Below are 12427 nucleotides of genomic sequence, written 5' to 3' on the forward strand. Positions count from 1 at the left end.
TTCCTCAATCTCATGAAGAAAACAAGACTTTCATTTTACTTAATGCTATTGTTTGGATTTACTATATGGGGATGTTCTTCAGCAGACAAAACCATTGACAGTCCTGTTCAAGCAAAAGGCTACGACCGACATGTTGAACTCCACTGGCCTAAACAAAGTGGAATATCCCAATATGAAGTTTGGGTCAGTACAGAAAACAATAATTTCAGCAAAAGAGCCACTGTGGATGATACCATATACATGGATTTTGTAAATGACCTGGGCAATAATCTCACACTGAAATACAAAGTGGTAGGCCTGCAGGATGCTGGTGAAAACACTGAAATAGGTTTGGCAATGGCCACTACCAAAGACTTCACTGATGAAGAATTATTGGATATGGTCGAATTTTACACCTTCCGATATTTTTGGGAGGGGGCAGAACCCATGTCTGGAATGGGGCCGGAAAGAATCCACATAGACGGCGAATACCCTCAAAATGATCAATCGGTAGTTACTACAGGAGGTACAGGATTTGGCATCTTTGGCATCATTGCAGCCATTGATCGTGGTTGGATAAATAGAGAAGAGGGGCTCAACAGATTCAATAAAATGGTCTCCTTTTTGGAAAAAGCCGATCGTTTTCATGGCGTTTGGCCACACTGGATTTATGGAGAAACTGGAAAGGCAAGATCATTTAGCGACAAAGATAATGGAGGAGACTTAGTGGAATCCGCATTCCTAATGCAAGGGCTTTTGGCGGTCAGAGAGTATTTCAAAGATGGCAATGATGCTGAAAAATCACTGGCCAACCGAATAGATACTCTTTGGAAAGAAATGGAATGGGATTGGTATACCCAAGGAGGTCATGACGTCCTCTATTGGCACTGGTCCCCTACTCATGAATGGGAAATGAACTTTCCTTTAGAAGGTTATAATGAATGTTTAATCACCTATGTTTTGGCTGCCTCCTCCCCTACTCATGGAATCCCAGCCTCTGCCTATCATAAAGGTTGGGCGCGCAGCGGTGGCATCAACACAGATCAGGAAGCCTTTGGTTATACTTTACATCTAAAACATAATGGGGCCGAAAAAATGGGTGGTCCATTGTTCTGGGCACACTACTCTTATTTGGGACTTAATCCCAAGGGCTTAACTGACCAATATGCCAATTACTGGGAAGAAAATAAAAATCACACCCTGATAAACCGCGCATGGTGTATAGATAATCCCAATGGATTTAAAGGTTATGGAGAAGATCTCTGGGGATTGACAGCTAGTTATACAGTAACAGGTTATTCAGCCCACCGTCCAGGAGCTGATCTTGGCGTCATTTCACCAACTGCCGCTCTTTCTTCCATCCCCTATACTCCAGAGGAATCTCTAAAGGTCATCAAAAACTTATATTACAACTATGGAGAGAAGGTTTTTGGCCGCTATGGTTTTTATGATGCTTTGAGCCCTGAAAACGATTATTACCCTAAACGCTATCTGGCAATAGATCAAGGGCCAGTAGTTGCCATGATTGAAAACTACCGCTCGGGACTGGGTTGGAAATTATTTATGGGGGCTCCTGAAATCCAAGCAGGCTTGAAAAAATTGGGCTTTGAAAGTAATCCATAATTATTCAGCAAGACATGTTTATATGACCTGTACCTTGACTTAAGCCGTTTCCCTTTGATATAAATGATAACACTTAGTAAGTAAATGATGATTCCGATTTTAAACCTAGAGTTTAAAAAAACAAACAATATGAATAAGTTAAGCTTTATAATTGCTTCCCTGCTATTAACTCTCAGTTCCACTATACGAGCCCAGGAAATAGTTCCCCAAACTTACTGTAACCCGCTGGACATTGATTATACCTATATGGTCTATAATTCTGCCAGAAACATATCTTACCGCTCCGGAGCTGACCCTGCGGTAGTTGAATTCCGCGGTGAATATTACATGTTTGTAACGCGTTCCTTTGGTTATTGGCATTCCACCGATCTGGTCAATTGGAATTTCATCAAGCCTGCCCAATGGTTCTTTGAAGGATCCAATGCCCCAACCGCCTTTAATTACAAGGATTCTCTGATTTACTTTGCAGGTGATCCAGCAGGGTATGGCAGCATTCTCTATACTGATGATCCAAAAGGAGGAAAATGGGCCCCTACAGCTTCAATCAGCAATAATATCCAAGACTCGGAATTGTTTATCGATGATGATGGTAAAACTTATTTATACTGGGGTTCTTCTAATGTGCATCCCATCAGAGTAAAAATGCTCAACAAAGATGATAGGTTTCTAGAAACTGGTTTCAGGAAAGATTTAATTAACCTAGTTGAAGAAGAACATGGCTGGGAACGTTTTGGGGAGAACAATTTTCACCCTACACTAAAAGAGGGGTATATGGAAGGAGCTTCCATGACCAAGCATAATGGCAAATACTATTTGCAATATGCCGCACCGGGAACACAATTCAATGTTTATGGTGACGGCGTTTATATAGGTGATTCCCCACTTGGTCCATTCACCTATATGAAAAACAACCCCATGAGCTTTAAACCAGGAGGCTTCACCAATGGAGCGGGACATGGTATTACAGTAAAACAAACCAATGATCAATATTGGCATTTTGGTACCATGGCACTGGCTTCCAACTCCCATTGGGAACGCCGTCTTTGCATGTTCCCCACCTACTTTGACAATGAGGGGCTGATGCATTCAAACACCCATTATGGTGATTATCCCCGCTATGCCCCCAATCACCCGACAAAAGCCGGTGAGCACTGCGGGTGGATGTTGCTTTCCTATAAGGGAAAAACCACCGTTTCCTCCTCAAAACAGCAGATTAGAAAAAGTACTTCTACAGATGATGAAGTGGAAATAACAGAAATGCCTTTGGAAAAAAGTGAAGATGGAAAAATCTTATCAAAAGTACTGACTGATGAAAGTCCAAAATCATTCTGGGTGGCCGAAGCCAATGATGATCAGCAGTGGGTGGAAATCGAAATGCTGCAACCAGGCAAAATATATGCTTTTCAGTTAAACTTCCATGACCATGAATCAGGTATTTATACACGTACTGAAGGATTAAGGCACCAGTTTACAGTTGAAGTTTCAGAGGATGGTAATAACTGGAACACAGTAATAGACAGAAGTAACAGCTATAAGGATTCCCCTAATGCATACATTGTACTCAACCAACCTGTCAATGGAAAATATGTTCGCTATAACAATATCAAAGTCCCCGGAAACAATTTTGCCATGTCTGAAATCAGGGTCTTTGGAACAGGTTTTGGCAAGCAACCGTCAGAAGTAAAGGATTTTACTGTAAACAGGAAAGATGACAGAAGAGATGTTTCTTTGTCTTGGAAGCCTGTTAAAGGAGCACAAGGTTATAATATCCGATGGGGAATTGCTCCTGACAAGCTTTACCAATCCTGGTTGGTGTACGATACTACCGAACATTTCATGCGATGTCTTGACCGGGACACCAAATATTACTTCTCCATAGAATCCTTCAATGAGAATGGCATTTCTGAGAAAACGGAAATTATCGAACTCAATTGACACTTGAAGAATTAGAACATTAAAAGAAAGCATTAAAAGTCTACAAAATGGATAAGTTCACTTTTTACAATCGGATATTTATCGCAATCATACTAGCGTTATTTATCTTTTCAGGCTGCAAAGAAAAAATAGCGAAAGAGAAAAGGCCTAATATTGTTTTTATCATGAGCGATGATCATGCATACCAAGCGATCAGTGCTTATGATAATAAATTGATTGAAACCCCAAATATAGACCGCATTGCCAAGGAAGGTATGCTGTTTACCAATGCATCGGTAACCAATTCCATTTGTGCTCCCTCCCGTGCTACGATATTGACGGGTAAGCATACGCATATACATGGAAAAATTGATAATGTATTTCCCTTTGACACCACCAATGTAACTTTTCCGCAAATTTTACATGAAAAAGGCTACCAAACAGCGATGTTCGGTAAACTTCATTTTGGCAATAACCCAAAAGGATTTGATGAATTCAAAATCCTTCCAGATCAGGGAGACTATTATAACCCAGAATTCATCACCAATAAAGGTGATACTACCATCATGGGATATGTAACCGATATTATTACTGATCTGGCCCTTGACTAGTTTGATAACCGCAGGGAAGAGGATAAGCCATTTATGTTGTTTTATTTACATAAAGCCCCGCACCGTGAGTGGCTTCCTGCCCCTCGTCATTATAAGGAATTTACCAAACGTACTTTCCCTGAACCAGCTACTCTTTTCGATGATTATGAAGGCAGGGGAACGGCTGCCCGTGAAGCAGAAATGAACATTAGAGAACATATGACTGTTTCTGCGGACAATAAAATATACCCTGAAATTGCAAAGGAACTGGGCGTAGAAGAGCCATCTGAGTGGGGCTTTAATGTCTTCAAAAGCAAATATGCAAGATTTACACCTGAACAAAAAGCTGAATGGGATGCCGTATATGGACCAATAAACGAAGAGTTTAAAAAGCAGTACCCTTCCATGGATGAAGAAGATTTCATGAGGTGGAAATACCAACGATATATGCAGGATTATCTAGGATGCATAGCCGCTGTAGATGAAAATGTAGGTCGTATTTTAGATTACCTTGATGAAAATGGACTAAGTGAAAATACAATTGTAGTATACACTTCAGATCAGGGTTTCTATCTTGGAGAACACGGTTGGTTTGATAAGCGATTTATTTATGATGAATCCTTTAAAACACCTTTGCTGATAAAGTGGCCTGAAAAAATTAAAGCGAGAACTGAAAGTAGTGAAATGGTTCAAAACCTTGATTTCGCTCAAACCTTTCTGGAAGCTGCAGGAGTGGAAGCACCAAAAGATATGCAAGGAGAAAGCCTGATACCTTTATTGGCTGGGCAACCTGAAAAATGGACTAGAGAAGGTGTCTATTACCATTATTATGAATATCCGGGATTTCATATGGTTAAGCGTCACTATGGAATTGTAACAGAAGACTTCAAATTGGCTCATTTTTACTATGATATCGATGAGTGGGAACTGTATGACCGCAAAAAGGATCCAATGGAACTGAACAATGTATATAACGATCCCGCTTACGCCGATAAGGTTAAATCACTTAAAGAAAAGCTAAAAGAATTAAGGGGCAAATACAAAGACTCAGATGAGTTGGACCAGCACTATATTCAAATGTATAGAGATCGAGGTCTCATCAAAAATGATCAATAAATTAGAGTCTAAAACAGTATGCTTATTCAAAAATGATTTTTGAGAATCTGATTATTAAATACTGAAGCCCCCATAATCCAAACAAAAAAAAGGGAACTATTTTAAATAATGGTTCCCCGTTTTTTATCTAAACATTTCATTTGCTTCCCTGCTTTCATTTATTTTGCAGGCTTTACCTTAGTACTCACTTCCCCAAATCCTACTCTGATACCATCCTTTTCTGCAAAGCCCCTCATCTTCACGATATCTCCGTCCTCAATAAATTTTCTCTCGCTGCCATCTTCCAATCTGATTGGCCTCGTTCCTTTCCAGGCCAACTCCAGCATGGAACCGTAACTATTTTCATTAGGGCCCGAAATGGTTCCGGAAGCATAGATATCACCTATATTAATATTGCAGCCATTAACTGTTTGATGAGCCAATTGCTGTACGGTATTCCAATAAAGGTATTTATAATTGGATTGGCACACGAGGTTTTCCACCCCATTTCCTGGTTGGATATAAACTTCCAGATTCAAGTCATAAGCATGATCGCCCTCAAATTTTAAGTAAGGCAACAATTCTTCCTCTGGCTCAGGAGAAGCTGTTCTGAAAGGCTCCAAGGCCTCTATAACCACCACCCAAGGAGAAATACTTGAGGCAAAACTTTTTCCCAAGAATGGTCCTAAAGGCACATATTCCCAAGCTTGGATATCCCTTGCCGACCAGTCATTGAACAATACAAATCCAAAAATATAATCCTCAGCCTCGGCAGTTGAAATGCTTTCCCCCATCTTGGTGGGTTTCCCTGTAATAAAGGCCATTTCCAACTCAAAATCAAGCCTTCTAGTTGGACCAAATGAAGGCTTTTCCATATCAGGATCTTTAAACTGACCTTTTGGACGATAGATATCCGTCCCTGAAGGAACTATGGAAGAAGCCCTTCCATGATAGCCCACTGGTAAATGTTTCCAATTTGGCAACAATGCATTTTCTGGATCTCGAAACATGGCCCCTACATTGGTGGCATGTTCTTTACTGCTATAAAAATCCGTATAATCGCCAATTTTTACAGGCAAGAGCATCTGAGCTTCTTTTCTATTGACCATCACCTTCCCCCTAATCCTATGATCTTTTAGCTCCGGATTATCTTCCAACAATAATTCTTGGACCCTTTCCCTCACTTTCCTGGTAATAGGCTTACCCAAAGCAATAAAATCGTTGAGACAATCATTTAAGAAAACTTTATCGGGAAGACTAATTTCGGATAAAAACCCTTTCTCATGCAACACTGATAGATCTACAATCTTATCCCCAATTGCAACACCTAACCTTGGAGATAAACGCTTATTCTTAAAAACCCCATAAGGTAAGTTATATATGGTAAAATCAGACTTTTCGGGAACCTGAACCCAACTTATCATAATAGTAAAATTCTCTTTTTTCATACTATCAAAAATAGCTCTAGTACAAAATTAAAATTATTCAGCTAGGATAAAACTGATTCCTTTTATTTGAATCAATCTTCAGCTTTTACGCTCATTACCAGTTAATTTACAAATACATAAGCAAAAAACACCAAGTCCAAAACACCAGCTATCCAACTTGATTCAACAAAGTGTCCAAATATTAATCGATGTACAAAAACTATCGATTTTTAAGAAAAAATCGGGAAAGTGGATTAGGTCAGCACCTTATTGGGGGATTTTTACTGGCTTCAAAGATATTTATATTATTTTTGCGGACTGGGAAATAATTCAGTTTCTACATTACAAATCCTAAAAGCAATTATGTCGCTATCTACAAAATATAATCCAGCAGAATCCGAATCGAAATGGTACGAATTCTGGATGGAAAATAAATTGTTCAGTTCTAAAGTAGATTATAATAAAGAACCTTATTCTATCTCCATGCCCCCTCCCAATGTAACCGGGGTATTGCACATGGGGCATATGCTGAACAACACCATTCAGGATGTGCTTATCAGAAAAGCTAGAATGGAAGGCAAGAATGCCTGCTGGGTACCCGGAACGGACCACGCCTCCATCGCGACTGAGGCCAAAGTAGTGGCCATGCTTAAGGAAAGAGGAATTGACAAGAAATCCATCAACAGAGAAGAATTCCTGAAATATGCTTGGGAATGGAAGGAGAAATATGGTGGAATCATCCTTGACCAGTTAAAGAAATTGGGGGCTTCCTGTGACTGGGACAGAACCAAATTCACCATGGATGCAGACCTTAGTAATGCTGTTATCAGCGTGTTCGTTGACTTGCACAATAAGGGAAAAATCTATCGAGGCATCCGAATGGTCAACTGGGATCCACAAGGAAAAACAGCCCTTTCTGATGATGAGGTGATCTTTAAGGAAGTAAATTCCAAACTATACTATATCAATTATAAAATTGAAGGCAGTGAAGATGAGTATCTGACTATTGCAACTACTCGTCCGGAGACTATCATGGCCGATGTGGCCATCTGTATCAATCCGAATGACAGCCGTTTTGAGCATTTAAAAGGCAAAAAAGCCTTAATTCCATTGATCAACCGTGCCATCCCTATTGTAGAGGATGACTATGTAGACATGGAATTTGGTACAGGTTGCTTGAAGGTAACCCCTGCCCATGATGTAAATGACTATGAAATTGGTCTAAGACATAAATTGGAAGTTATCGACATCATCAATGATGATGGAACCTTAAATGAAAAGGCACAAATCTTAGTTGGTGAGGATCGTTTTATAGCAAGAAAGAAAATTGCTAAAATGCTGAAAGAGGCTGATCAACTTTCTAAAGAAGAAGATTACACTTCAAATGTTGGGCATTCTGAAAGAACGGATGCTGTCATCGAACCCAAACTATCTCTGCAGTGGTTCTTGACCATGGAAGATATCACCAAGCCTGCACTAAAAGCAGTAATGGATGATATCATCAAACTTTATCCGCCTAAGTTCAAAAACATGTACCGTAGCTGGATGGAGAATGTCAGGGACTGGTGTATCTCACGCCAACTATGGTGGGGACATCAAATTCCGGCTTACTATCTTCCAAACGGAGAATATGTAGTAGCCAAAACGGCTGAAGAGGCATTAAAAATTGCCAATGAAAAATACCAAGAGAATTACAGCCTTGAGGACCTGAAGCAGGATGAAGATGTATTGGATACTTGGTTCTCTTCCTGGTTATGGCCGATCTCAGTATTTGACACCGATGTTTTCACTACTGGTGAGAAAAACGAAGATTTAAAATACTATTACCCTACCAATGACTTGGTAACTGCTCCGGAGATCCTTTTCTTCTGGGTAGCAAGAATGATCATCGCTGGATATGAATATATGGGCGAAAAACCGTTCAAAAATGTTTACCTAACGGGCATTGTAAGGGATAAACAAGGCAGAAAAATGTCTAAATCCTTGGGCAATTCTCCCGATCCTTTGGAATTGATCAAAGACTTTGGTGCTGATGGGGTACGTACTGGTATGCTTTTCAGTTCACCCGCAGGAAATGACCTTCCATTTGATGAAAAACTGGTAGAACAGGGCAGGAACTTCTCCAATAAAATCTGGAATGCCTTCCGTTTGATCAAAGGCTGGGAAGTGGATTCCAATATTTTGGAACATAATAACCATACGGCCATCAACTGGTTTGAGAACCGTTTCAACCAGGCCTTGGCTGAAATCGAAGATCACTTCAGTAAATTCAGGATTTCTGATGCCCTGATGAGCACTTACAAATTGGTTTGGGATGATTTCTGTTCTTGGTACCTTGAAATGGTCAAGCCGGAATATCAAAAGCCAATCGACCTTGAAACTTATGAGAAAACCATTGGTTTTTTTGAGTCTATCTTGAAGGTATTGCATCCTTTTATGCCATTTATTTCGGAAGAGCTATGGCATCAAGTAAAAACCAGAGAGGTAAAAGATGCCTTGATCGTTTCCTCATGGCCAAAACTGGGTGAATATAATGAAAAACTGATCAATGATGCAGCTCAAATATTTGAGGTAGTATCACAAATAAGAAACATCAGGGCTTCCAAAGGTATCTCTCCAAAAGAAGCATTTGAACTAAGTGTAAACACGCAAAAACAGGAACTCTATCAATCTTTCGAAGCTATCTTGAAGAAATTGGCCAATCTAAGCCAATTGGGATTTGCAGAAAAAGTGGACGGAGCTTTGAGCTTTGTAGTGAAGTCGGATGAGCTGTTTATCCCACTTAACGAGCAAATCGATGTGGAAGCAGAAAAAGAAAACCTGACCAAAGAATTGGAATACACCAAAGGCTTCCTCAATTCAGTAATGAAGAAACTCAGCAATGAACGCTTTGTCAGCGGTGCCCCTGCTCAGGTAGTGGAAAATGAAAAGAAAAAGCAGGCGGATGCAGAAGCAAAAATAAAAGCCTTGGAAGAAAGTTTGGCCAAATTGGTTTAAGCTTTTAAAGGAGCATATATTGAGAGAGTCATTCAATTCTTGGATGGCTCTTTTTTTATAATTAGTCGTGAGGAATGAGCTTTGAGTATTTATTCTCTTAGATTCTCCTATTTTCTCAAGACTTCTAACCCTAAACATGCTACAAACATTTTTTCCACTATCAAAGATTAACATTCAAAGTATTGGTTTATTTTTACGGGCACGAAAGCATCATTTACCATTTCAGCTTCTAGCCAAATGAAAGATTTAAAAATAGCCATTATTGGTTGTGGAAACCTTGGCCTTTCCATAGTGAATGGCTTGTTAGACACCGAGGGATTCAATGCCCAGAACCTATCTGTTACCAAAAGACATCCTGAAAACCTTTTCTATTTACAGCCCAAAGGCGTTACTGTCACGGCAGACAACCAGGAAGCCGTCAAAAATGCAGACTTGGTAGTCTTGGGTGTCAAACCCTATAATATCCCGCATATCCTAAAAGAATTAAAACCTGTCCTTAATCCTGAAAAGCAGACCATCATCTCCTTGGCCACGGGAGTAACACTGAAGGATATGTACCAATATTTACCCCAAGAAACCAGTATTTTCCGGGCCATGCCCAATATTGCAGCGGATATCCAAGAATCCATCACTTGTATTTGTGGAAAAAATGGAAATGGAGCAATTGAAGCCAGCATCAAGGAGTTGTTCAACAGTATCGGTATTTCCATCATGATCGAAGAACATTTGATGGAAGCCGCCACTGTATTAGGTGCTTGCGGAATTGCCTATGTACTTCGCTTTATGCGTGCCATGACCCAAGGAGGTATACAAATAGGCTTTGATGCCCAAACTGCCAATACCATTGTAAACCAAACTGTAAAAGGTGCAGCGGAATTGATCATCAAAAAGGGTATACATCCGGAAGCGGCAATTGATAAGGTGACCACACCAAAAGGTTGTACCATAGTAGGGCTGAATGAAATGGAACACCACGGTTTTAGTGCAGCTATGGTCAAAGGGGTTTTGGCTTCTTATAAAGACATAGAAAAATAATTATTGTTGGGTGAAGCAGTCTGCTTCACCCTTAAAACTTGCAAAAACACATTCTCAATTTATTTTCTAAAAGCTATAAATGGTCTTTATTACAAAAAAACACCTTCTGGAAGATCATACTTCTCCAATTTGACAAATTAAGTACATAAGCGTTTCGCCATATTATTTCATACTGCAACTGTCATCAATAACCCATTGTTTTTGAACCATCTAGCTAAGGGGACATTATTTGACAAACCCATTATGCAGCAGCAATCCTTGAAAGCACTTCAAGACTCTTATCAATTTCTTCTACAGTATTCCCTACGAATGGAGTCAATCTAGCATATGAAACAGCATAAGGAGAGTTGCTGGCTATAACACCCAGTTTATGAAATTCGGCAACTATTTCTTCAGGCCCCAAACCATCAACGATAAAACAGTTGATACCGGCGGATAACTCAGGATTCATCGGAGTGACCAAGTCTAGGCCTTGAATATGCTTAATTCCTTCCTTCAAGCGAGTACTCATTTCAGTGGTACGTTGATAAACCCTATCCCGCCCCATCTGTTCCTGAAATTCAAAAGCCGAATTCAAAGCCCACCGATAATCAAATGAATGAAATCCTCCAGGAGACATCATTTCAAAAAAAGTAGGTTCTCTATCTGGGGTGTTTCCCAAGTAATCATAAAATGGATATTCCGAAAAAGCAGGTATAGTGGGTAAGATAAAATCCCAAGCATCCTTTCTGGCAAAGAGAACCCCAGTACCTCTGGGGCCAAAAATCCATTTATGTGTCCCTGCAGAAAAGAAATCACAACCCATGTCAGAAATATCTTCATCCTGATTTCCAAATCCATGCACTCCATCCACAACAAAATAAATCCTTTTATTTTCCTCTCTTTGTGCGTTTGCTTTCCTCACCACTCCTGCTATTTCCTTAATGGGCAATTTCACTCCAGTACAGGATTGTACCCAAGTGACCATTAACACTCTTGTTTTGTCTGAAATAGCCTTTGAAATATTCTCCAACACTTCATCCACTGTTACTGTTCTTGGATCCTTATATTCATCTATGCGGCGGTAAGTGGCCCCTGTCTTCTGGCAGGTATACTCAATGGATTTTTCCGTCACATAGTGATCATGGGTGGTGGATAAAATCTCATCCTCAGGTTTAAGTTTCATGCCATTAAACAACAATGAGGTCCCCATTGTTGTGCTATCGGTCAGTGCAATTTCATCAGCTTGCACCCCCATATACTTTGCAGCTGCTTCACATACAACCTTCTCTGCAGATATATAATGCTCTTCCCAATAAGTGGCCGGATTGGTGTCAAAAGCCTGCCTATGACTTGCGATGGCTTCTGCTACAGGTTTAGGGTGGGAAGCCAAGAGCATCTGGGCCATTTGGATATGGCTATTATCTAAAGGAAAAAGGCTTCTTACCTCTGACCAACTTAGCTCTCCAGCGCGAAATGAGGCAACTGGTAAAGATTTTTTATTAGTTTTTGCATAAGAAGAAAGACTGGAAGGCAGGGCAAGGGCAAGGCCCATGGAAAAGCCTGATGATTGGATAAATTTTCTTCGGTCCATGATTTTCAGGGTTTGGGTTTATCAATATAAGTTACTAAAAACCAGATCAATAACAATAAACCACTTCTTTAAAAAACACCATCTTTTGGGATATATATATAGCATTTCATTAACACCAAAAAACTTAAGTTATTAAAGTATAAAAAGTATTGGAATCCACTAACTAATTGGAAACTTCTTCTAAAAAAGATCTA

Annotated in this window: 6 protein-coding genes and 1 pseudogene; 5 read left to right on the forward strand and 2 right to left on the reverse strand. The window is 39.9% G+C overall.

What is annotated here, in order from left to right; genetic code table 11:
• The first annotated feature begins 12 nt into the window (after window positions 1-12).
• The 3 genes and pseudogenes from KMW37_RS01425 to KMW37_RS01435 all read left to right on the forward strand — a co-directional run bounded on the left by KMW37_RS01425 (window position 13) and on the right by KMW37_RS01435 (window position 5222).
• Window positions 13-1602: a glucoamylase family protein gene (locus KMW37_RS01425; RefSeq protein ID WP_215222819.1), complete on the forward strand. Its 1590-nt coding sequence runs from the start codon at window positions 13-15 to the stop codon at window positions 1600-1602.
• A 129-nt stretch (window positions 1603-1731) separates the two neighbouring features.
• On the forward strand, window positions 1732-3537 hold the full coding sequence (locus tag KMW37_RS01430; protein ID WP_215222820.1) for a family 43 glycosylhydrolase: 1806 nt from the start codon (window positions 1732-1734) through the stop codon (window positions 3535-3537).
• Between the two features lie 47 nt (window positions 3538-3584).
• Window positions 3585-5222, forward strand: a pseudogene (locus KMW37_RS01435) (sulfatase family protein).
• Between the two features lie 158 nt (window positions 5223-5380).
• Here KMW37_RS01435 and fahA read toward each other — a convergent pair.
• A complete protein-coding gene (gene fahA / locus KMW37_RS01440) occupies window positions 5381-6625 on the reverse strand; it encodes a fumarylacetoacetase (protein ID WP_215223399.1) in 1245 nt (414 codons plus the stop codon).
• Between the two features lie 366 nt (window positions 6626-6991).
• Between fahA and KMW37_RS01445 the strand changes: the two genes are divergently transcribed.
• Together KMW37_RS01445 and proC are read left to right on the forward strand one after the other, a co-directional pair.
• On the forward strand, window positions 6992-9625 hold the full coding sequence (locus KMW37_RS01445) for a valine--tRNA ligase (protein WP_215222821.1): 2634 nt from the start codon (window positions 6992-6994) through the stop codon (window positions 9623-9625).
• A 237-nt stretch (window positions 9626-9862) separates the two neighbouring features.
• Window positions 9863-10660 (forward strand): pyrroline-5-carboxylate reductase, encoded by a 798-nt coding sequence (gene proC, locus KMW37_RS01450; protein WP_215222822.1) that lies wholly within the window; start codon window positions 9863-9865, stop codon window positions 10658-10660.
• Window positions 10661-10901: 241 nt separating this feature from the next.
• Here the strand turns inward: proC and KMW37_RS01455 are convergent, their stop codons facing one another.
• Window positions 10902-12233, reverse strand: a complete 1332-nt coding sequence (locus KMW37_RS01455) for an aminotransferase class V-fold PLP-dependent enzyme (RefSeq protein ID WP_215222823.1) — start codon at window positions 12231-12233, stop codon at window positions 10902-10904.
• Window positions 12234-12427: the final 194 nt, after the last annotated feature.

This window comes from Echinicola shivajiensis (assembly GCF_018642165.1).
GTDB lineage: Bacteria > Bacteroidota > Bacteroidia > Cytophagales > Cyclobacteriaceae > Echinicola > Echinicola shivajiensis.

What these genes read in the sequence shown, in the direction of transcription:
- proC (WP_215222822.1), top strand. Translation starts at nt 9,863, where the DNA reads ATGAAAGATTTAAAAATAGCCATTATTGGTTGTGGAAACCTTGGCCTT.
- KMW37_RS01425 (WP_215222819.1), top strand. Translation starts at nt 13, where the DNA reads ATGAAGAAAACAAGACTTTCATTTTACTTAATGCTATTGTTTGGATTT.
- KMW37_RS01455 (WP_215222823.1), bottom strand. Translation starts at nt 12,233, where the DNA reads ATGGACCGAAGAAAATTTATCCAATCATCAGGCTTTTCCATGGGCCTT.
- KMW37_RS01430 (WP_215222820.1), top strand. Translation starts at nt 1,732, where the DNA reads ATGAATAAGTTAAGCTTTATAATTGCTTCCCTGCTATTAACTCTCAGT.
- fahA (WP_215223399.1), bottom strand. Translation starts at nt 6,625, where the DNA reads ATGATAAGTTGGGTTCAGGTTCCCGAAAAGTCTGATTTTACCATATAT.
- KMW37_RS01445 (WP_215222821.1), top strand. Translation starts at nt 6,992, where the DNA reads ATGTCGCTATCTACAAAATATAATCCAGCAGAATCCGAATCGAAATGG.